The organism is Roseibium sp. MMSF_3412 (genome assembly GCF_030733265.1).
Classification (GTDB): Bacteria; Pseudomonadota; Alphaproteobacteria; order Rhizobiales; family Stappiaceae; genus Roseibium.
Window position 1 is genome coordinate 74,093 of the sequence record NZ_JASHJI010000016.1, and the last position, 20,996, is coordinate 95,088.

Below are 20,996 nucleotides of genomic sequence, written 5' to 3' on the forward strand. Positions count from 1 at the left end.
CACTCAAGCCTTTGACATCGGTATTCCAACGAGGCGCTTCAATTCGAAAAATCCTGCTTTGACCTCCCCTCAAGGTTCGGTCAAACTGCGCAAAATTCCAAAGGGAGGTTGTTTATGAGCGAAAATATTCCAGGGTTTTCCACGCTGGCCATTCATGCCGGTGCTGCACCCGATCCGTCCACGGGCGCACGCGCCACGCCTATCTACCAGACAACGTCTTTCGTCTTCGACGATGTCGACCATGCCGCCTCCCTGTTCGGCCTGCAGGCCTTCGGCAACATCTATACCCGTATCACCAATCCGACGACCGCCGTGCTGGAAGAGCGCGTCGCAGCCCTGGAAGGCGGCACCGCCGCCCTTGCGACCGCATCCGGCCATTCCGCGCAACTGCTCTGCTTCCACACCCTGATGCAGCCCGGCGACAACATCGTTGCGGCCAACAAGCTCTATGGCGGCTCCATCAACCAGTTGAACCACTCCTTCAAGAGCTTCGGCTGGAGCGTGAAATGGGCCGATCCGGACGATCTCAACACCTTCGAAGCGGCGATTGACGAGAACACCAAGGCGATCTTCATCGAGAGCCTGGCGAATCCGGGCGGTATCGTCATGGATATCGAAGCGATTTCCGCGCTTGCAAAGGCCAAGGGTATCCCCCTGGTCGTGGACAACACCATGGCGACGCCATATCTGTGCCGCCCGATCGAGCACGGCGCCGATATCGTACTGCACTCGCTGACCAAGTTCATGGGCGGGCACGGCAACTCAATGGGCGGCATCATCGTTGACGGCGGCAGCTTCGACTGGTCGGCCGGCGGGCGTTACCCGCTCCTGTCCGAGCCGAGACCGGAATATCAGGGCATCGTCCTGCACGAGACGTTCGGCAACTTCGCGTTCGCTATCGCCTGCCGTGTGCTCGGCTTGCGCGACCTTGGACCGGCGATCTCGCCGTTCAACTCCTTCATGATTCTCACCGGCATCGAGACATTGCCGCTGCGTATGCAGCGCCATTCGGACAACGCCAAGAAAGTTGCCCTGCATCTGTCCGGACACAGCAAGGTCAACTGGGTGTCCTATGCGGCCCTTCCGGAGGACAAGCATCACGCGCTTCAGCAGAAATACATGCCGAAAGGCGCTGGAGCGGTCTTCACCTTCGGCGTTGAGGGCGGATATGACGCGGGCGTGGCGCTCGTTTCCAAGTGCGAGCTGTTCTCGCATCTTGCCAATATCGGTGACACGCGCAGCCTGATTATCCATCCGGCATCCACGACACACCGCCAGCTGACCGATGATCAGAAAACGGCAGCCGGTGCCGGTCCGGATGTCGTGCGCATTTCTGTTGGACTTGAAGAAGTCGACGACATCATCGCCGATCTCGATCAGGCACTGTCCGACTGACGTTTGTTGCAGCATCACTGAACCGCAAAATGCCCGCCTCTCCGGCGGGCATTTTTTTGATCGCATTCCCTTGGCTGAAATCAACCCTCGTCATGCCATGGTGTGCCCCACGGCTGTCCGGTCCGGAACTTGCTGTCGAACTCAGGTCATTGAGAAAGAGGCAGTATTCCGTTCAGCGCGAAGTTGGGACAAGGACTGGTTTCCCGGATTTGTCGTCCCGGTTTGGCGTGGAAGCGGCAAGACCGGGATCTAGTACGCCGTGTGGCCTCAGGTTGGAAGAAGCGTGAGAAACAAGAGGTTACAGGTTCCCTGCCTTCCGCTGCGCTTCAGCAGGGATGACAAGTCAGCATACGCAAGCGCGCCCAAAGGGACCCATTTCGTTATGAACCGGACAGCAGTGGGTCAAGCCCTGCAATGACGCAGGTTGGTGCGGCGGCTGTGGTTTTTCGGCACTACGCCCTGACCGGATAAGCCCCCTTGAGTGCTGCAAGGTGATCGACCGAAGCGGCAAGGACAAAGACCGCGAAACCCTGGTGAACAAGCGCCATCGAGAGCGGCACCTGCCAGATCAGCGTCAGGATGCCGAAGACCGCCTGCAGCACGACAAAAACTCCCAGATGCGCACCTGCACGGCGCAGCGAACTGCGCCTGCTGACCCGGAAGGTCGACCACATCAGGATCACTGCCAGCCCGATCAGAATGTAAGCCGTCATCCGGTGCTGGAACTGAACGGTCAGTACATTTTCAAAGAAATTCAGCCATACCGGCTGAAGCAGCAACAAGCCGTCAGGGATAAACTGTCCGTCCATCAGGGGCCACGTGTTGAAGGTCATTCCGGCATTCAATCCGGCGACGAGGCCACCCAGGAACATCTGTACAAACACCACGGCAAGAACGACGGTGCTCAAGCCGGTCAAGCGGTCCTGTTCGTCGGGCAACGGGTCTTCAAGCGGTGTCAACCGCCTCGCGATCCAGAACAGATAGGCGAAGATGATCAGCGCGAGTGTCAGATGCGTGGCGAGACGGTATTGGCTGACGTCGACACGATCAACCAGCCCTGAAGCGACCATCCACCAGCCGACGAAGCCCTGGAGCCCTCCAAGGGCGAGGCCGAGCAGAAGGCGCGGTTTCAGCCACGGTTCGACACGACCGGCGACCCAGAACGCCACCATGGGGACAAAGAAGGCAACCCCGATGACGCGTCCAAGCATCCTGTGGCCCCACTCCCACCAGAAGATGAACTTGAATTCCTCCAGGCTCATGCCCTTGTTGATGAGCTGATACTCCGGAATCTGGCGGTATTTTTCGAGCTCCTCTTCCCACTCCGCTTCACTGAGTGGCGGGATGACACCGTGTATCGGTTTCCATTCGGTGATGGAGAGCCCGGACTCGGTCAACCGGGTCGCTCCGCCAACCACGACCATCGCGAGAATGAGCAGACACACGCAATAGAGCCACCAGCGGATCATCGTCCGGCTGCGCCTGAGCTGTTCCAGTTTTGCAGGCGGGATCTGGACGTCGGCCATCCCCTCTCCCTTGGCAATAACGTTCATAAAAGCGCCCCGGTTATTCCATCGCCGATTTGACCTTTCGTGTGCGGAGATATAGGTGCAATAACACCACGGCAAGCGGACTGAGACATTTTGCGTCAATCGGTCTCGCATTATGCGCCGATAGATCGCTAAAACGGACACACCCGACGATGGTTCCCTCGTTTCGCAAATTTGTAGGCATGGTCCTTCTGGTCACCTTCGTCATCATTTACGCCTTCACGGCGATGGTGATCGGTGACATGACGCTGCAGCAGGCCTCGAACCTTGTGCGTTTTGTCTATTTCGCGGTTGCCGGCCTGCTTTGGGTCATTCCGGCAGGCGCCATCATCTGGTGGATGGAAAGAAGCGGGAAAAACCAGACCTGACCCCAAATCCCGAGGCGGCCCAGCGGGCTGCCCGATATAGCGCGAACGGAGCACCGGTCAGGTACTGATCAACGACGGCCGGATCCTGAAAGCGTCCGTTCAGCGACACCCGGGGCAACATCATGGGATCGCGTGCATTCACGGACTGCAATACGCCCGGAAGCGTTGTGACCGAGGATGAAAACCCGATGTCGCGCAGGATTTCCGCGTCGCGCAAGCTGACAGCGTGCGACTTTCCATAAGGGTAGGCAAAGTGCTTGGGCCGCCGGCCAAGTTCCCTTTCCAGAATTCCGACGCCCTTGGTGACATCAGCACGGGCAGAGGAACTGTCCAGCCGCGCAAGCGCAAAGTGGTCATGCGTATGGGCCCCGATCGTGACCAGCGGATCGCTCGCCAGTTCGCGCACCTCGTCCCAGGTCATCATCTGCTGGTCCGCGAGATCCACGAGGTCGAAGTCATATTTCTCGGCAAGCGCCCGTATGATCTTACGCTGATCGAATTCGCCGATTTCGAGGGTCAGGTAGTCGACGATGCGCTCGAAGCAGGCGGTTTTTTCAGCCGTTGTTCCGCATGGCAGACCACTTTCCTCCCCCGCCTGGGTGAACTCAACCGTTTCGTTTGCCGCGATGATCCGTTCCAGCGCCAGCCACCAGAGTTCACTGCTGCGCTCGACAAGGCCCGTTGCCACAAACACCGTGAATGGTGCCTGCAGGTCCTTCAGTACCGGATAGGCTATCTGGAGATTGTCCCGGTAGCCGTCGTCGAAGGTCAGAACGGCATAACGGTGATGACCGTAGCCCGACTTCAGAAGATCGACCGCTTCGTCCAGCGATATGATCTCGTAGCCGTTCGCCCGGATACGCTCAACCGCAAGGCGCAGAAACTCCGGGGTGATTTCCAGATGCGAGTTAGGCTGAAATTCGTCGTCACGGGCCGGGCGGACATGATGCATCATGAAGACGGCGCCGCACCCTTGCGTCAACGGTGCCATCGCGCGCCCTAAACCGGATCCCTTCAGGACCCGGAATGCACGCGAAACAGCTTTTTGACGAATGCCCATATGGCGGCGGTGCCCGTTGATGAATTAAGCGCCATTAAGGCACGTATTCTTTAACAATTACTGCTAAGTCTACCGAGCTTGAGATCGGACGACCAGCACAACCCAAAGCTATCGTCAATGATCGTTTACAATGGATTACTCCCATGCCAGCGGCAAATGCAACCAATCCAAGCCCTGAGTCTGAAGACGAATTCAAGCGGAGACCGTCTGGTCTGCAGATCGCACTTTCCGACGACATTCGCGCGGCCGCTGCAGACTGGAAACAGCTCGCGGCCACGGGTTTCGGCAACCCCTATCAATCCCCGGGCTGGCTCGCCGCCTGGAGCGAGACGATCGGGCGCGATCTCGGTATTGACCCTGTGATCGTGACGGTCCGGCTCGATGGCAAACCTGCCCTCGTCCTTCCGCTGGGTATCCAGAATTCGGCCGGCACGAGGACGCTGTCATTCCTTGGGCATCAGCACGGAAACCAGAATACGGCGATCTGGGATGCCGATTTCTACCGGCAGGTGGGCAGCGCCCGGATTTCCGAGCTTCTGGCACATGTCTGCGAAGAAATGCAGGCCGATCTGCTGCTGTTGCAAAATGTTCCCGGGACCTGGCACGGCCGCGCGCATCCGCTGGTTCTGGACGGTGCCACACCCAGCCCCAGTCCAATCTTCACGCGCCGACTTTGCGATGATTTCGACGCGCTCTTTCGAGAGACGCACAGCAAATCCTCCCGCAAGAACCTGTTACGCAAGCAAAGACACCTGCAATCCGTCGACGGCTACCGGGTGGTCCGGGCGGAGACGGAAGCGGACCTTCGGAGCGGATTTGAAGCCTTCCTCGCGCAGCGGGAAAAACGCGCACAGGAGGCGGGCATTCCGAATGTCTTTTCTGATGACGCTGCAAGGCGGTTCCTGGAAGAGCTTCTGGGGCTGAACGGCACCCGGAACGCATCGCGTGAACTGGACCTCTGGTTCCTGGAGGCAGACGGCAGGATCCGGGCAACCTATCTGTGTGCGAATGGCGGCGGTACGATCCACGCCTACAGCAACAGCGTTGCGCATGACGAGTTGCTGCCCAACAGCCCCGGTCTTGTCCTGATCAAGGAAATCATCGAACACGCCTGTTTGGACCCGAAGACGATGGAGCTCGATCTCGGCCTTGGTGAAGAGCGGTACAAGACCTCCTGGGCCGAACCGGTACCGCTCGCGGACAGCCGCCTCGCCGTTTCTCTCAAAGGCAACATCAGGAAATCCCTGGAAGTGCTTCGATTACAGGCAAAATCTGCCGTACGAAACTCGGACGTCCTATGGCCGCTGGTGCGGCAGATGCGCCGATGGAAGTCGACCTCGGGCGGCTCGTAACTCCCTCGTATCCGGCCGCTTTGTTTCGTGGCACACCCAATTCAAGCGGTCAGGGGAATAGGTGCAAGCGCCCCGACAATCGGCTTTAGCGTTTGAAGGGGCATCCCGGCACGGGCCTTGCGGATCAGGACCTTATGCTGCGTGACCGTCACCGTTCCGGCGGGGATCCGGTGTCATGTCGCCGGCAATCAGGACTTCAACCCTGGCTCCGGTGTTGTGCGCCAGAAGATTTGCGGCACTTTGCAGCTCGTGGCCATGATCAGGAGCGCTTGCAGCTATGAAGACGCGATCGGCAAAGCTCAGCATCCGCGCGCTCGCAAGCGATCCGTCGATCGCACCAAGATCGACGACGACCACTTCATAGGTGGACTTGATCGCGTCGAGGGCGAGCCTGAAGCGATCGGACCTGACCATGTCGTCCGTAATGGCGAAGCGGCCGGATTCGATGATATGCGCCTTCGAAACCGCGTCCCGGTAAACCACCTTGGCAAAAGGCATCCGGCCGGACACCACGTCGGAGAATCCTTCCGCAGCCCTGTTGTCCGCCTGATCGGGGAAGACCTCGACAACAAGGGAAGACACACCGTTTCCGGCCGCCTTGCGCACAAGATCGAAAGCAAGGTCATGCGACAGACTTTCGTCATCGACGCTCAGAACGACAATACGGCCGGTCACATCAATGTCCTTGGAGAAGGATGCCTTGGGCTGTTTCTTCCAGGGTATGTCGGGTGTCTTGTCTGCCAGCGGCTCCAGCGCGGTCTCCTTGTCGGTCGCCGGTTTCGGCTCGTCCCTCGCCGGCGTTGCATCCTCATCGGCGCGCAGATTGTCCAGCCAGTCCGGCGAGACATCCTGATCGTAGTCGCTCCTGGCATCGACCGGTTCACCCTTGTGGCGCGTACGCGTCCGCCGGGGCGCTGCAGGAATGTCAGCAAGCTCAACGACGCTGTCCGATCCAGCTGACCGTTCGTGCGGCTCCCCGCGCCGCAGGTCCGGCGAAAGATCAAAATTTGCCGAGGATACGCCATATCCGGGCGACCACCCCAATGGATCGCGCGCGGAAAGGTTCGCACTCATGAACTGCCCGCTTGACCCAGGTTCCGTGGAAGATGCGCGCCGGTCCGGCTGAGCGTGCATTCGCGGCGCTGTCGAGGCACCTGCGGGGTTGACCCGGTAAAGGGCGTTGCCTGAAAGAAAGGCACGCATCAGCACAAGCGCACAGCCCAGTATGAACGTAACCAGCGCGGCGATGATCGTGCTTGGAATGATCTTGGGAGCGTACGGTTCCACGGGGACACTGGCACGCGAGATGATGCGCGCGTCCGCGGGAAGCACCTGCGCGCGAAGCCGGGAATCAGCTTCCTGGAAGCTGAGCATGAGCTGATCAAGCTGGGCCGCTTTGGCATTTGCTTCCCGTTCCAGCTCGCTGAGGCGCGCCTGGTCCGCGTTGGTCCGGGCCGCTGCCGTCTTCAAATCCTCAAGACGCGCTTCCAGCGCAAGCGCCTGCTGATTGGCAACCTTCGCGTCGTTTTCCAGACCCTGCAGGATCTTGCCGGCTTCCGAACGGATCTGCCGGTCGTAATCTGCAAGCTGCGATTCAAGCGAACGAAGCTGCGGATGGTTTGGCAGGAGCGTGATCGACAATTCTGCAATGTTTGACTGGATTTCGACCTGGCGCTCTCTCAGTCTCTGGATCAGCGTCGAATTGAGTACATCGCTTGCCGTTTCAAGCGACCCGCCGGAATTGAGCAATTCCCTGAGCAGGTCAGCTTTCGCCTGCGCCTCTGCCTTGGAGGCCTGGGCCGCGGAGTAGTCGCTGCTGGTTTCGGCAAGCTGCTGCTGGCTCAATGGAATGTTGTCGGCCCCGATCAGAAGATCCGCCCGTGCCCTGAAATCCGCGACAGCCTGGCGCGCCGCCTGCACTTCCTTGCGCAACTCGATGATCTGCGGCTCAAGTGCAGCCGACGCCAGTTCCGTCGTCTCGCGCTTGGCGCTCGACTGCAAGGAAAGATATTCATCCACAATGGTGTTGGCGACCTTCGCCGCAAGAACGGGATTCTCGGCGGAATAGTCAACCGCGATGACCCTCGATCCCTCGAGCTGGTAGATGTCGAGGTTCTCATAGAAATGCTTGAGGACCCTCTCCTCGGCGCTGTTGCCCGTCGTGTCGCTTTTCAGACCGATCGCGGTCAGCAGATCACCAATCAGGGACCCGTCGCCCCTGGCATCGAATTCGGGTATCGCAGCAAGGTTCAGTTTGGTCGCCACCCTGCGAGCCAGATCCGCGGACATGAGCAACTGCACCTGACTGGCGACACCTTCCGCGTCCAGAAGCGCCCTCTCCTCTTCAATACCGCGTGAAGCGCCGGGGAACTTGTTGTCCGTGCTCTCGATCAGAACCCGGGCTTCGCTCTTGTATTTGGGGGCAACAAATTGCAACCCGACAAAGACGGCAGCCGCCACAAGAAGCGTCAGCGGCAACAGCCAGCCCAAAGCGCGGCCGATCGCGCGCAGCAATCCGCCAAGATCAAGCGCCAAGTCGTCGTCGGGATGTGTCTGCCGATCAGCATTCATTGCGTTCTGTCTCCACCTTCCGGCGAACTATCGCGAATTAGGGTAAGCGATCGGTTAAGCTTTCTGCAATTGCATGTTCGCCGGCGTTAATCATTGCACCGCCCTCAGTTGTTTTGACAGGTCATGTCAAAAACGCTCTTCACGCTCAATTAACCATAACACGCGATGCTGTCCTGGAATTGTAGGAGAGTCGCTGATGCGAACGAGAGCGCTTGTTGTTCTGGCCTTGTGCCTGGGCCTTGCCGCGTGCAGTGGATACAGACAGCCGCCAACGGCGTTTCATGAAACGCTGACACAGCCATATCGCCTGGACTCCAGCGACAGGCTGCGCATCATCGTGTTTGGACAAGACGACCTCTCAAACACTTATGTCGTTGATCAAGCAGGTTATATTTCCTTTCCGCTTGTCGGCAGCGTTGCAGCCAGAGGAAAAACCCAGCAAGGCCTGGCATCCGAGATTGCCGCCAAATTGCGGCAGGGATACATCCGCAATCCGGATGTTTCCGTTGAAGTGGACACGTATCGCCCGATCTTCGTCATGGGCGAAGTGCAAGATGCAGGCCAGTACAACTATGTCGCCGGCATGACAGTGCAGAACGCGATCGCAACGGCAGGCGGTTTCAGTTCAAGGGCACAGCAAACCAATGTCGACATCACCAGGCAGATTAATGGTGAAATTCTAAACGGCCGTGTTCCCATTTCGGACCCGATCCGCCCCGGCGACACGATATACGTCCGGGAACGCTATTTCTAAAGCGCCCCTCCATTAACTGTGGACTCACCTCCGTTTGATACGGTGCAGCCTCAATGCCTTACGGGTTCAAAAAGAAACCCGGGGGTAAGAACAGGGAAACTGCACCATGACAACGACCCCAATGCGGATCGTGCATTGTGTCCGTTCGCCTATTGGCGGGATCTTCCGTCACATACGCGATTTGGCGACCGCGCAGTCGGAAGCCGGGCATGATGTCGGCGTAATTTGTGACAGCAGTACGGGCAGCGTATTCGACAACAAGCTGATGGACGAGATCAGGCCAAGGCTTTCGCTCGGCCTGGCACGCTTTCCAATGCAGCGGCAACTCACTTTTCAGGACATGTCGGCGGCGATGGCGCTTTACCGCCATGTGCGTGACCTTCGACCGGACGTCTTGCACGGGCACGGCGCGAAAGGCGGGGCCTATGCCCGGCTGATCGGAACGGTGCTGCGGTTGCGCGGCAACAAGGTCGCCCGCGTCTACTGCCCGCACGGCGGCAGCCTGCACTACGACCCGAACCGGTTCGAGGGCCGCGTCTATCACACTCTGGAATACCTCCTCGGCCGTCTGACGGACGGGATCGTCTTTGTGTCGGATTACGAGGCGGCCGCCTACGAAAGCAAGGTCGGTCTTCCGAAGGCCAGGACGCGTATGGTCTATAACGGCCTGACGCCTGCCGAGTTCACGCCTGTCCAGACCGGCGCGGATGCGGGAGACTTCCTGTATATCGGCATGCTGCGCGACCTGAAGGGGCCGGATCTGTTCATTGAGGCCCTCTACAACATCCGCCTGAAAACTGGTACGGCGCCCAGCGCCCATATCGTCGGCGAGGGACCTGACGAGGAGCGCTACCGAACGCTGGTGTCGTCACTCGGGCTGGAAAAGTCGATCACCTTCCACGGCGCCCTTCCCGCGCCCGAGGCTTTCAGACTGGCACATACCGTCGTGGTTCCGTCACGCGCGGAGGCGATGCCATACATCATTCTGGAGACCGTTGCCGCACAACGGCCTCTGATCGCAACGCGCGTCGGCGGCATCCCGGAGGTTTTCGGCAAATTCGCCGACCGGCTCATTGAACCCGGTCATATAGGCAAGCTCACAGTTGCAATGGAGAACGCATTGTCGGAACCGGAGCGCATGTCCGCCGACGCCAGGGAGTTGCGTAACTGTCTCGCCGAGACATTCTCTGTCGAACTCATGAGCGACCGGATCACCACGCTTTATCAAGAACTCAAAGGGCTCAAACCGCAAGAGGTTTCCGTTGCCGGCGCGAAAGACGCCGTCGCGGCACGTGCAAGGCCTCAGTCCGTTTACGCCAGATCGAGCAACCGATAATGAACAATCCAGCCCTTAAGCCCTCCGAGATTGTCCCTCAGGAACCAGACATCAATTCCGGTGTCGATCTGCGGCAGAATCTGGAAAAGCAGTTCAGGCACAGCGTCAATGACGCGATTGGGCCTCAGAACTTTCATGCCTTGCCCTCGGCTGAAAACGGTCTTTCTGTTGCTGCGTTGCAACTCGCACAAAGCCTTGGCGGCAAAGGCGTTTCCGTTCCTGTTCTGACAGGTCTCGTCCGCCTGAGCGACGTTCTGCTGATCGTTACAGGCGCAGGCGCAGCGGCTGTTTTCGGCGGCGGTGCGCTCGACGCCGGCTGGTCCGCCCTTTTCGCAACAGTTGCCGCTGTCCTGTTCACGCTCGCCTTTTTCCAGGCCGCCGATGTCTATCAGGTCTCGGTGATGCGGCAGGGACTGTCGCAGCTCGGACGCGTCGCTGCCGGCTGGACGCTTGTGTTTGCCATGTTCGCCCTGCTTCGCTCCACCACCGGAATAGGTTCCGGGCTGCCCGATCCGTGGATCGGCGCCTGGTTTGCCCTCGGGTTGACCGGGCTGTGCCTGTCGCGCCTTGCCGTCTATTCGCTGGTGCGTCACTGGATGACCCGCGGCCGGCTTGAACGACGCGCCATTATCGTGGGCGGCGGCACGGCGGCGGCGGAACTGATCCACGAGATCGAAGCCCAGCCGGACAACGACATCCGTATCTGCGGCATTTTCGACGACCGGGCCAATGACCGTTCGCCGCCGGTCGTTGCCGGATATCCGAAGCTCGGAAACATCAGCGACCTCGTCGAGTTTGCCCGCCTTGCACGGATCGACATGCTGATTGTATGCATACCCCTGCGCGCCGAGAAACGTGTCCTGCAGCTTCTGAAGAAGCTCTGGATCCTGCCCGTCGATATCCGCCTGTCGGCGCACACGGACAAGGTTCGCTTCCGGAACAGGGGCACCTCGTTCATCGGCACGGTTCCCTTTGTCGACGTCGTCGAAAAGCCGATTGCCAACTGGGACATGGTCGGCAAGCGCGTCTTCGATCTCGTGTTCGCCTCCGCGGCGATCCTGGCGCTGTTTCCGCTGATGATCGCGGCAGCAGTCGCCATTCGCCTCGACAGCAAGGGCCCGGTCCTGTTCCGTCAGAAACGCTATGGTTTCAACAACGAGATCATCGAGGTTCTGAAATTCCGGTCCATGTATACCGAGATGTCGGACCCCGATGCCAAGAAGGTCGTGACCAAGGGAGATCCACGCGTGACCCGCGTCGGCCGCTTCATCCGCAAGACGTCAATCGACGAACTGCCGCAGCTCTTCAACGTTCTGTCCGGCAAGCTGTCGCTTGTCGGCCCGAGGCCGCACGCAGTCAACGCGCACACCAACAACACCACCTGGGACGACGTGGTTGACGGCTATTTCGCCCGCCACAAGGTCAAGCCGGGCGTTACCGGCTGGGCACAGATCAACGGATGGCGCGGCGAGGTCGACACGCCGGAAAAAATCGAAAAGAGGGTCGAATGCGATGTCTATTACATCGAGAACTGGTCGATCCTGTTTGATCTGAAAATCCTGTTGCTGACGCCGTTCCGGCTGCTCAACACGGAGAACGCCTATTGAGTGCTGCCGCCGGATATCCTGGCGCATATGCACCCCATGCGCCAATTGGCCTGCCTGTCAGAAGCCTAGGCAACGGCGCGCTTTGGCTGGCCGCGTTCCTGTCCGGTTTCGTGATTGAAGAACCTGCGCCCTACGAACTCTACATGGCGCTGCTGACGGTGGTCTGGCTCGCATGCGGACTGAAGCTGAGGCGCGAGTTCGGCCCCCTGATCATCTGCCTGATGCTCTACATAACCGGCGGCATTGCCTCCATTCCGATCGCAAAGGATTTCGGCGATGCGTCCATGTATATGGCCGTATCCGGGTTTCTGGCGATCACGGCGATCTTCTATGCCGCGATCCTTGCCGAGAAACCGGAACGTTTCCGCATCATCCAGAACGGATATACGGTCAGTGCGGTGCTGGTCTCGTTGGTCGGTATCGCCGGCTACTTTCAACTGTTTCCAGGCGCTGAATACTTCACGCTCTACGACCGGGCGCGCGGGACCTTCAAGGATCCGAATGTTTTCGGGCCGTTCCTCGTCCTGCCGACGCTCCTGATCATTCAAAAGCTGCTGCGCGATTCGGTTCTGAAAAACGCGTTTCTGCTCGTGCCGCTCACCGTCCTGCTGCTCGGCATTTTCCTGAGCTTTTCCCGGGGAGCCTGGGGGGTTCTGTTCGCCGGTGTGCTGGTCATCTATTTCCTTGCCCTTGTGACAGAACGCAGCAACCGCCGCCGGGTGCGGCTGATCATGCTGGGCTTTGCCGGTGTGCTGGCGGTATTTGCGCTGCTGACAGCGGCGCTTTCGATCGACACGGTCGCGCAGATGTTCGAACAGCGGGCGCGCCTTGTTCAGGACTACGACAGCGCGAGGCTTGGCCGCTTTGCCCGTTACGCACTCGGATTTCAGCTGGTGATGGAACACCCGCTCGGCCTCGGAACGCTCGGCTTCCGCAACTACTTCCCAGAAGACACTCACAATGTCTACCTGAAGAGCTTCACGACCTACGGCTGGCTCGGCGGTGTCACCTATATCGTGCTGGCGCTGTGGACGCTTTCAGCCATGGTACCGCTTCTGTTCAAGTCGCGTCCGTGGACAGGGTTCACACAATGCGTCTTCGCCGTCTTTGTCGCGCATCTCATCCTGTCGGTGATCATCGACACCGACCGCTGGCGGCACATGTACATGCTTTACGGGCTTGCCTGGGGCCTGATCGCCGCCGACAGGCTCGAAGCCCGCCGCCCTCATGCCGCCCCGGTCATTGCAAAAGCCTGATGGCGCACCAACCGGGCGAGGTCTTACCGGAAGCCGGCAATCCGGCACCTGTCAAAACCATTGCGAGATGAGGTTTCTGGGCAAGCTGCGAGAAAGGCCGCCCCTGCCCGGCACAAAAAGAAAGCCCGCGCGCCTGTTTCCAGACGCGCGGGCTTTTTCGCTTCTAACTTCGTCAGAGAGAAGTTATGCCTGATTCCGGCGACGACGGCTCATGAAGCCAGCGAACGCGAGGCCGGTGCCCAGAAGAGCAATACCAGCCGGAAGCGGGATCGGCGTTACTTTGACAGAGTCGATATCGAAGCCACCGGTGGTCGCGCCGAACAGCGGAGTGGACGTGTCCATCAGGCGGACGGTGTCGAATACACCAGCGCCAGTGATAGCGGTTGCACCCGTCTGAGCGGCCAGGTTCGAGATGCTGTCTACGAACGTGAAGGATCCGCCGCTGCCGACATAAAGGTCAACAGACTCAGGGAACGCAGCCACATTGTTGAAGGTGATTTCGAACACTTTGACGACGCTGTTGTCGAACACTGCACCGAACGTCAGATCGACAAAGCTGCCGAAGCCGATTTCGAAGAAGTTGCCGTCTGCAGCACCCAGAGCGTTCAGAGCGTTGTCGCGGTCGTTTGCAGTACCACGAGCAGCGGCATCATCGTAAGTGATCGAAGTAGCGTAACCGCCGTCAAATCCACCAGGACCGACTGTTACCGGTGCCGCGTAAGCGGCGCCAGAAAATGCAGCCATAGCCGCAGCGACTGTCAATATGCGAAGAGATTTAATCATTTGTCTGCACTCAATTTAATAGTTTAACTACAAGCAACACCGAGACGCTTTTCGCCCCCCGTTACTACCCGTCGCACATTAGCGCCATATTGAGAAATGAGTCAATGCCCTTAATAAAATTTTAACTGCGATTTCTACGCGAATTGATGAGGTTACGCCGGATTTCATCGTTAACCAAATTTTAAAAAACCGCAATATGGCATACAACCGCAGAGAAACGCTTGAATTTCGAATTTGCCAGGTCTCGCATACGCTTATCATATTCATCGCCCACAACTTGCCGTGATGATCGCACCAGAGACGAAAACAGGGCCATGTTGCACATTATTGTGTCCAGTCTCCGGAAATCTCGAATGCATGCGCCGGTCCGGAACACGTCCGGACAAACATCAGAATGGAACGAAACAAGCCGCTTGCACTCGCAATGCGAACAAGATAGGTAGGACCCGTTCGGGCAGTAGCGCAGCCTGGTAGCGCACTTCACTGGGGGTGAAGGGGTCGTCGGTTCAAATCCGGCCTGCCCGACCATTCTTCTCAACGGCACACAGTTGATTTCTCCTGTTGCATGTGCCGTTGGTCTAACCCTCCTCCCCTTGCAAAGATGCAGACAGGCCAATAGCTTCGACACAGTGCGTAGGACGCGCGTGCGCATCGTGGGGCGGTGATCGGGGGCGATGAAACCACTTTCAAGATTTTCCATAACCGTCAGCCTGTTTACGGTGACGTTAAGTGTCGCCCTGGCGCTCGCGGCGACAATCATTTCCTACACCCACTATGCCAACAGGGAGACGGCCCTGACGGCCGGGCGCGAGCTTATGGAACGGTCCGCCGAAGTGGTCCGGCTCCAGACCGCGTCGCTGATCGAACCGATCAACGCGATCGCGCAATATTCGGGAGACTGGCTCGACGTCAACGTCGAACCCAAGGCGAGCGGCCATCCGGCGCGCAAGCGGCTGATTTCGTTTCTCTCCGCCATGCCGCAAATCGCCAACATCTATATCGGCTACGAAGACGGCAGCCACTATCTTGTCGGTGCCACGCGCGCTCTGCCGGAAGCGCGCCTTGAAGAAATGGGCGCGCCGGAGGGCACCGTCTTCCGCGAGCAGATCATCTTGAGGGGCGACCGGTCACGTCCCGTCGAGATTGAACGCTTTCTCGATGAGAACAGCGTCACGCTGCACACGAATTCAAACGAAGACGAGATCTCCTACGACCCGCGGGAACGGCCCTGGTACGAACAGGCCATCGACAGTCCATTCGTGGAGCGGACGGATGTCTATCTCTTTACCGGGTCCAAACGGCCCGGCCTGACAGTCAGCAAAAGGCATCCGCGTGGTGTCGTCGGCGTCGACATCACCCTGTCGGACCTCAGTTCGTTCCTGGATTCAGAACCACAGGCGAGAACCGGCGTTCTGGCGATCATCAGCCACGAAGGCACTCTCCTCGCGCATTCCTCACTCAAGGACACTCCGGAAGGCGATGACAGATATGCCGCTCTCGCCGCGCTCCAGGAACAGGTGCGCAACCCGGAGCGCGACAAAATCAAGACCGTCGAGGTCAGCGGGCATCCCTGGATGACACACATTTCCGCAATCGGACTTGGGGCCGGCGAACGCGAAAATCTGGCGATTGCGCTGCCATCGCGCGAAGTGATCGGCGAGATAACCAGGGCGTCTCAAAGAACGATCCTGGTCTCCGCGCTGATCGCGCTGTGCAGCATTCCGGTCATCTGGCTCGTCTCGCGCTCCCTGTCGCGACCGCTGAAGACACTCGCCAAGGGCACGCAGCGCATCCGGAACTTCGATCTCGACAGGCCGTTTGCGCAATCTTCTGTCGTCAACGAGGTGTTCCAGCTGGAAACCGCGCTGGACCAGATGCGCACGTCGCTTCTGACCTTCGGCAGATACGTCCCCAAGGCCCTCGTTCAACAGATGATCAAGCGGCAGGAGACACCCGAACCGGGAGGCGAGAAGCGCGATGTGACGGTCCTCTTCATGGATATCGAGAACTTCACCGCCATGTCGTCGAAACTCCCGCCCGAGGAAGTCATGAACCGCATGTCGCGCTATTTCGAGGTCGTGACGCAGACGCTCCTGGAACACGAGGCGACAATCGACAAGTTCATCGGCGACGCTGTCATGGCGTTCTGGAACGCGCCCAACCATGTCGACGACCATCCGGTGAAGGCCTGCAGGGCCGCGCTCGCGGTGATCGAGGCCTGCAAGGCCGAAACGGATTCCTGGTCGGACAAGGACATCCTGCCGCTGAGAACCCGAATAGGCCTTCACGCCGGAGAGGCCATTGTCGGCAATGTCGGCAGTTCGGACCGGCTGAACTACACGGCGCTCGGCGATACGGTCAATTTCGCCTCGCGGCTGGAAGGCCTCAACCGCGAAAAGAAAACCAGCATTCTTGTCAGCGCGGAGTTGGCGGCCCGCGTCGAAGGCCGCATCAAGGTTGTTTCAGCGGGCAAGGCGCAGGTCAAGGGATACGAGGACGCGATCGAAGTCTTCGAACTGATGCCGGACGACAAAGCCGTTTCGAGCTGAACACCTCGCGCCGCCATGGTCAAAAAAAGTCCGGGTTTCCGGGATACGGTTGTTCTCAGGCCTGAGCTTCTGCTGTCGACCCTGCAAACTAGCCGTCGCGGAGCCGCTCCGGTTTTCTCGTCGCCACATGCGCGAACGCGCTCTGTAATGACACTTTGTCCGGCATCCGATATTGATGCAAACTCGATCGAAACTGGCTATATTAAGGGTGATGTCATCGAGCCGCTTCCAATGCTGCGATGAAGACTTATAACAAAGACGTTGCCGAAACGGCATCCGGCAGAATCGTTCTGAATTGTCACGGCCCCTGGATCTGACGTGACAGGCGGAGGAAACTGAATGCATATCAAGCGCGTTGATCCGGCGAACATGAAAGGATTGGCGGGGCAGCACATTCAGGAGCTTGAAGAGTTCCTGCGGGCAACGGACGGAACATTCCGGCCGGACATGCCGCAGTTTCACCGTGTCGTTTTCACCTCGATCGCCGCCAGTGGCGAGCATATCCCGCAGATCGGGTATGTCGGTCAGAACAGCTATATCAAGGAAGTCATGGAAGGGCAGTTCGGCAGCGACTTCGCGTCGGCAATCCGCACACAGGATCCCAAATTCGACCAGGCCGTCGCAGGTGGCTTTGCCAGGGCCGCACAGGGCGACAGGGTCTTTGAGCTCGTCGAAATGGAAGTCACCCCTCCCGGTGCGCTGACCAACATACCGGTCAGCTACTACCGTCTGATCGAGCGGCTATGGCTCGGGTCGCCGAAACCGGTTCTCGTCAATCTCACCCTGCCGACGTCGGCGCAGTTTCATGAGCATCTATTTTTGCAAGATAGAGAACGTCTGACGGCCAGTTGAACAGAAACATGTCGTCCTGTTTCCTGTCCTCCGGCGGGTTCAGCCATCTGGTCGCGTAGGGATACCTGTGAAAAGCGCCGTAGATGTCACCGAGGGACTTGCGCACCCTGTCCGCCCGCGCAAGGCCGACACACGCATTGGCATCCTGCCAGGTTGCCAGACCGAGATAAAGGTTCATCCTCGCAATAAGCGCCAGGCGTTCAAGTGACAGCCTGGCCGAGCCGTGACCCGAGACATTCAGCGCATCACCGGAATAGATCAGCTTGCCCTGAATCTCCTTCATGGGCGGACACTCCCACGATTCGTCGACGGGGTATTCCGGTCCATAGATCCGGGCCAGTTGCACCCTGTGATAGTCGAGGTATTGCATCGCGCCGGTATCGAACAGCTGGCTGCAGTAAAACGAGACCGGCTCCTCGTCGGCGAAGGCCACATGGCAGAACCCGTTGTGGCCGTTGAAGTCGAAAAAACGTGTCTGGAAAAACGGTGTGACGTCCTTGCCGCACTTTTCAAGCGCGGGAATGACTTCACTGAAGTCCCGCAGAACACGAGCCGTGCAACCAAGCCCGTAGAGCCTGGCCCGGCACGCTGAATACGCATTGAATAATATCGAAACGTCTTCAGGTCCCAAGGAACCCCCCAATTACGTCAAGTCGCAGGTCCGCATGATCGCGATCAGCAGGTATTGAACAGGATGAATTTCCTAACGGTATTCCGTGGAGAGCGGACACCAGAAGCCGCTCCGATCCCGCAACGGGACCGTTCTGGACCTCGCTGACACAGTATTATTCCCTATTCGTTGTTTTGACTAGAAAAAAACAACAAATTTACCATAAATTGGAACTTACTTGGAAAATGAAGACTGTTAAATTCCAGTAAAATTTTATCTATTTTCGATTTTGGCAGCTACTTTCTATAAAATAGCCACAAAAATACGAATGCCACAGCCTTCACAACCATTAATATACTCGATAAATTTGTGCCTCGCACGCGCTAAACTGACAAATCCGGGGTTTGTGGGCCAAATACACCTATCTGCTTCCAATCTTGATTAATTTTCACCGCCAGGCTGCCATCGCACCGGTCCCTTTCCACACCGCGGTTGTGATTGTTTCCATGCCAAAGTGCACTTGCGCCTGAAAACATGTCCAGAAGGCTAGGTCATACCCTCGTAAATCAGGCCGCAATGGTATGGATGAATTTGTTCGGATACGAGGCGCAAAGCTGCCGGAAACCGTCCGGTTTCCAAAGATTTGCAACGACGTTGCCGGGCAAATTCACCTTGTCCCTCCAGGACGCAAAAACGGCTTCGATCTGCTGCGTCAAAGCGCTCAAACGGGCAGGAAGCCCGCTTTTCGCGCTTTTTCTGGCATCTCATTGCCGTTTGCTGCGCCATTGTGGGCTGATTTATGAGGGTATGACCTAGACCTGAGCACGTGATCACTTGCATATCCTGCTCGAAGTCTTTCACCTTGGGGTCCGTACCCTGGCCAAGCCCTGCCAATGATCGATCCCCGCATACCTGATCTGTGAGCCCAGAATGAGCCAATCGCCCGCTTTCGACCCGCTTTCCGAAGCCTTCGCCAGCGACCCGCACCCCTTTTATGCCGCCCTGCGGGCACAACCGGGTCTGACTTTTTTCAAGGACTTCGATGTCTGGCTGGCTGCCCGGTTCGACGATGTCTCGGAAATCGTCATGCACGACAAGATGGTTCGCTCGCTCGATCACGTCGCCAGCCCGGAAGAGATCGCTGATCAGAAACGTGCCGGCAACTGGCACGACATGCCACATCACAGCCGGTTCGTTCAGTTCTCCCTGCTCGACAGCGACGGGGACGTGCATGACAGGCTGCGAAAGCAGGTCTTCAAACTGTTTACGCCGGTCATGGTCAACAACCTGCGCGACAGCATCCAGAAGACGGTCGACGCGCTTTTCGACAGGCTGGCGGACAGAACCGAGATTGATTTCGTGGAAGATCTGGCAGCGCACGTTCCAGGCCATATCATCGGCCGCATCATAGGCGTACCCGACGCAGACTGCCCGCAACTGAGGACGTGGTCGGAAAACATCGTCCAGTTCTTCGACATAGATCGCTCCGATGAGCGAAAAGCACTCGCCGAACGCAATACGACCGAGTTTTATCACTACCTTCTGGAACTGAAAGCTGCCCGGGAGAAGACGCCCGGGGACGACCTTCTTTCCGTGATGATCGAGGCCGAAAGACAGGGGACGATGTCGCATGACGAGTTGTTCTCAACAGCGATGCTGATCCTCATGGCCGGGCACGGATCGACAATCGATGTTCTGGGCAGCGGCATGCACGCCCTGTTGACATTTCCCGGCGAGATGCAGCGGCTTCGCGACGCGCCAGGCCTGATGAAAACGGCGGTCCAGGAGATGTTCCGCTACGAGTCGCCCCTGCCCTTCTTCCACCGCTATTGCACGGACGATGTCGAGATCAGCGGTCAGACGTTTCCGCGCGGAACAAAATTCGGCGTTCTGTACGGGGCTGCCAACCGCGACCCCAAGCAGTTTCCGGACGCCGACCGTTTCGACGTTGCACGCACACCGAACTGGCACATTGCGTTCGGACGCGGCGCGCATTTCTGTCTCGGCAATCACCTGGCGCGGCTCGATATGGACATCATTTTCTCAACCCTGCTTCAGCGCTTCAAGACGATCGAACTGGCAGCAGACACCGTCTCTTACAAACGGGGGTTATCGGTGAGAGGGCCGCAATCGCTGCCGATCAGCTGGAAACCTGACTGAAAACGATGGCACAAACCTTTTTTCGGATACTTCTGTTCATCATCGCCTCAGGGTACGCCCCCCTAAATGAGACAGAAATGGCATGCGAAATGGCGAAATCCCGTTAGGAAGGGTGCGCGGAGCGGACTTCCTGCCCGGTCAAGCACCCTGACGCCACGGGGTGAAGCCATTTTCATGTCCTTCGGATTTGACCGGCTTGCTCCTCTTCGGCGTTGCGAAAGGCTTGAAAATGAGGGACATTTTCTGCGCTTCCGCTCCTTGACGAAAAGCAAGCCGCCTCAAACCATTTCGACCTCATTTATGGGGCCGTACCCTGGACCTCTGCCTCATTCCGCTGATCATTTTCACGCCTTTCCTGGCGTCTGAAAATCTCACGGATCATGCCTGGAAGATTTATGCAGCCTGCGTCTTGCCCATGCTCGCATTCATGGTCATCGCGCAGATAAAGGACGCTTCAAAAATGCCGATTTGGACCTTCGGTCAGAAGGTGCTTTTCACGGCTTTCGTCCTGTTCTTCTGCGCGGTACCCGCCACCATCTTCTTGCATGTCGCCCCCTATTTCTACACACTGCATTTTCATGAAGAAGCGGCTTCAATATTCAGAGTAAAGCGTGTCCATCATCCCTTTCGTGAAAGGCGCAGTTTTCACTGCCAGAACGGTCTCACAAGAACCAGCCAGCCTTTGTGGGGGTCTCGCCTGTGCGTTGATCAAAAGGCAAGCAGAATTGTTGAAGACACACTTGAGCGCCGAGGACACCAATCCTGCGGTATCCTTGTCACAGGCAGGTCAAGC

15 protein-coding genes and 1 tRNA gene are annotated in these 20,996 nt (G+C 58.2%); 11 read left to right on the plus strand and 5 right to left on the minus strand.

All coding sequences use genetic code 11. The features are described from left to right. Positions 1 to 114: 114 nt before the first annotated feature. On the plus strand, positions 115 to 1,395 hold the full coding sequence (locus tag RBB49_RS22510) for an O-acetylhomoserine aminocarboxypropyltransferase (protein ID WP_306145148.1): 1,281 nt from the start codon (positions 115 to 117) through the stop codon (positions 1,393 to 1,395). A gap of 452 nt (positions 1,396 to 1,847) precedes the next feature. Here RBB49_RS22510 and RBB49_RS22515 read toward each other — a convergent pair whose 3' ends face one another. Then, the gene (locus tag RBB49_RS22515; RefSeq protein WP_306145220.1) at positions 1,848 to 2,921 is read right to left on the minus strand and encodes a COX15/CtaA family protein; all 1,074 of its coding nucleotides are present in this window, start codon (positions 2,919 to 2,921) and stop codon (positions 1,848 to 1,850) included. Between the two features lie 206 nt (positions 2,922 to 3,127). On the opposite strand from RBB49_RS22515, the gene RBB49_RS22520 reads away from it, so the two are divergent. After that, entirely contained in the window at positions 3,128 to 3,313 is a 186-nt protein-coding gene (locus RBB49_RS22520; RefSeq protein ID WP_306145149.1) for a DUF2842 domain-containing protein, read from the plus strand. On the opposite strand, the gene RBB49_RS22525 is transcribed toward RBB49_RS22520, so the two are convergent. Beyond that, the gene (locus RBB49_RS22525; protein WP_306145150.1) at positions 3,273 to 4,304 is read right to left on the minus strand and encodes a polysaccharide deacetylase family protein; all 1,032 of its coding nucleotides are present in this window, start codon (positions 4,302 to 4,304) and stop codon (positions 3,273 to 3,275) included. The two genes, RBB49_RS22520 and RBB49_RS22525, sit on opposite strands and share 41 nt — an antisense overlap. Positions 4,305 to 4,516: 212 nt before the next feature. On the opposite strand from RBB49_RS22525, the gene RBB49_RS22530 reads away from it, so the two are divergent. Continuing rightward, positions 4,517 to 5,725, plus strand: a complete 1,209-nt coding sequence (locus RBB49_RS22530) for a GNAT family N-acetyltransferase (RefSeq protein ID WP_306145151.1) — start codon at positions 4,517 to 4,519, stop codon at positions 5,723 to 5,725. Positions 5,726 to 5,857: 132 nt separating this feature from the next. Here the strand turns inward: RBB49_RS22530 and RBB49_RS22535 are convergent, their stop codons facing one another. Beyond that, positions 5,858 to 8,296 carry an exopolysaccharide transport family protein gene (locus tag RBB49_RS22535; protein ID WP_306145152.1) on the minus strand — a complete coding sequence of 813 codons (2,439 nt, stop codon included), beginning with the start codon at positions 8,294 to 8,296 and terminating at the stop codon, positions 5,858 to 5,860. 196 nt (positions 8,297 to 8,492) lie between these two features. On the opposite strand from RBB49_RS22535, the gene RBB49_RS22540 reads away from it, so the two are divergent. The 4 genes from RBB49_RS22540 (at position 8,493) to RBB49_RS22555 (ending at position 13,249) form a co-directional block, all read left to right on the plus strand. Further along, the gene (locus RBB49_RS22540) at positions 8,493 to 9,050 is read left to right on the plus strand and encodes a polysaccharide biosynthesis/export family protein (RefSeq protein WP_306145153.1); all 558 of its coding nucleotides are present in this window, start codon (positions 8,493 to 8,495) and stop codon (positions 9,048 to 9,050) included. A gap of 106 nt (positions 9,051 to 9,156) precedes the next feature. Next, positions 9,157 to 10,386, plus strand: a complete 1,230-nt coding sequence (locus tag RBB49_RS22545) for a glycosyltransferase (RefSeq protein ID WP_306145154.1) — start codon at positions 9,157 to 9,159, stop codon at positions 10,384 to 10,386. Then, positions 10,386 to 11,993 carry an undecaprenyl-phosphate glucose phosphotransferase gene (locus RBB49_RS22550; protein WP_306145155.1) on the plus strand — a complete coding sequence of 536 codons (1,608 nt, stop codon included), beginning with the start codon at positions 10,386 to 10,388 and terminating at the stop codon, positions 11,991 to 11,993. Before RBB49_RS22545 ends, RBB49_RS22550 begins: the two co-directional genes overlap by 1 nt. Next, positions 11,990 to 13,249, plus strand: a complete 1,260-nt coding sequence (locus RBB49_RS22555) for an O-antigen ligase (RefSeq protein ID WP_306145156.1) — start codon at positions 11,990 to 11,992, stop codon at positions 13,247 to 13,249. Before RBB49_RS22550 ends, RBB49_RS22555 begins: the two co-directional genes overlap by 4 nt. Before the next feature lie 183 nt (positions 13,250 to 13,432). Here RBB49_RS22555 and RBB49_RS22560 read toward each other — a convergent pair whose 3' ends face one another. After that, the gene (locus RBB49_RS22560) at positions 13,433 to 14,032 is read right to left on the minus strand and encodes a VPLPA-CTERM sorting domain-containing protein (protein ID WP_306145157.1); all 600 of its coding nucleotides are present in this window, start codon (positions 14,030 to 14,032) and stop codon (positions 13,433 to 13,435) included. Positions 14,033 to 14,483: 451 nt separating this feature from the next. Here RBB49_RS22560 and RBB49_RS22565 point away from each other — a divergent pair. The 3 genes from RBB49_RS22565 to RBB49_RS22575 all read left to right on the plus strand — a co-directional run bounded on the left by RBB49_RS22565 (position 14,484) and on the right by RBB49_RS22575 (position 17,433). Beyond that, a tRNA-Pro gene (locus RBB49_RS22565) sits at positions 14,484 to 14,560 on the plus strand. Positions 14,561 to 14,706: 146 nt separating this feature from the next. Further along, positions 14,707 to 16,581, plus strand: a complete 1,875-nt coding sequence (locus RBB49_RS22570) for an adenylate/guanylate cyclase domain-containing protein (protein WP_306145158.1) — start codon at positions 14,707 to 14,709, stop codon at positions 16,579 to 16,581. A gap of 339 nt (positions 16,582 to 16,920) precedes the next feature. Beyond that, positions 16,921 to 17,433: a hypothetical protein gene (locus tag RBB49_RS22575; protein ID WP_306145159.1), complete on the plus strand. Its 513-nt coding sequence runs from the start codon at positions 16,921 to 16,923 to the stop codon at positions 17,431 to 17,433. Here RBB49_RS22575 and RBB49_RS22580 read toward each other — a convergent pair. After that, the gene (locus RBB49_RS22580) at positions 17,360 to 18,064 is read right to left on the minus strand and encodes a hypothetical protein (protein WP_306145160.1); all 705 of its coding nucleotides are present in this window, start codon (positions 18,062 to 18,064) and stop codon (positions 17,360 to 17,362) included. The genes RBB49_RS22575 and RBB49_RS22580 overlap by 74 nt on opposite strands. Before the next feature lie 909 nt (positions 18,065 to 18,973). On the opposite strand from RBB49_RS22580, the gene RBB49_RS22585 reads away from it, so the two are divergent. Further along, positions 18,974 to 20,203 carry a cytochrome P450 gene (locus tag RBB49_RS22585; RefSeq protein WP_306145161.1) on the plus strand — a complete coding sequence of 410 codons (1,230 nt, stop codon included), beginning with the start codon at positions 18,974 to 18,976 and terminating at the stop codon, positions 20,201 to 20,203. The last annotated feature ends 793 nt before the right edge of the window (positions 20,204 to 20,996 follow it).

What these genes read in the sequence shown, in the direction of transcription:
- RBB49_RS22510 (WP_306145148.1), top strand. Translation starts at nt 115, where the DNA reads ATGAGCGAAAATATTCCAGGGTTTTCCACGCTGGCCATTCATGCCGGT.
- RBB49_RS22515 (WP_306145220.1), bottom strand. Translation starts at nt 2,921, where the DNA reads ATGGCCGACGTCCAGATCCCGCCTGCAAAACTGGAACAGCTCAGGCGC.
- RBB49_RS22520 (WP_306145149.1), top strand. Translation starts at nt 3,128, where the DNA reads ATGGTCCTTCTGGTCACCTTCGTCATCATTTACGCCTTCACGGCGATG.
- RBB49_RS22525 (WP_306145150.1), bottom strand. Translation starts at nt 4,304, where the DNA reads ATGGCACCGTTGACGCAAGGGTGCGGCGCCGTCTTCATGATGCATCAT.
- RBB49_RS22530 (WP_306145151.1), top strand. Translation starts at nt 4,517, where the DNA reads ATGCCAGCGGCAAATGCAACCAATCCAAGCCCTGAGTCTGAAGACGAA.
- RBB49_RS22535 (WP_306145152.1), bottom strand. Translation starts at nt 8,296, where the DNA reads ATGAATGCTGATCGGCAGACACATCCCGACGACGACTTGGCGCTTGAT.
- RBB49_RS22540 (WP_306145153.1), top strand. Translation starts at nt 8,493, where the DNA reads ATGCGAACGAGAGCGCTTGTTGTTCTGGCCTTGTGCCTGGGCCTTGCC.
- RBB49_RS22545 (WP_306145154.1), top strand. Translation starts at nt 9,157, where the DNA reads ATGACAACGACCCCAATGCGGATCGTGCATTGTGTCCGTTCGCCTATT.
- RBB49_RS22550 (WP_306145155.1), top strand. Translation starts at nt 10,386, where the DNA reads ATGAACAATCCAGCCCTTAAGCCCTCCGAGATTGTCCCTCAGGAACCA.
- RBB49_RS22560 (WP_306145157.1), bottom strand. Translation starts at nt 14,032, where the DNA reads ATGATTAAATCTCTTCGCATATTGACAGTCGCTGCGGCTATGGCTGCA.
- RBB49_RS22570 (WP_306145158.1), top strand. Translation starts at nt 14,707, where the DNA reads ATGAAACCACTTTCAAGATTTTCCATAACCGTCAGCCTGTTTACGGTG.
- RBB49_RS22575 (WP_306145159.1), top strand. Translation starts at nt 16,921, where the DNA reads ATGCATATCAAGCGCGTTGATCCGGCGAACATGAAAGGATTGGCGGGG.
- RBB49_RS22585 (WP_306145161.1), top strand. Translation starts at nt 18,974, where the DNA reads ATGAGCCAATCGCCCGCTTTCGACCCGCTTTCCGAAGCCTTCGCCAGC.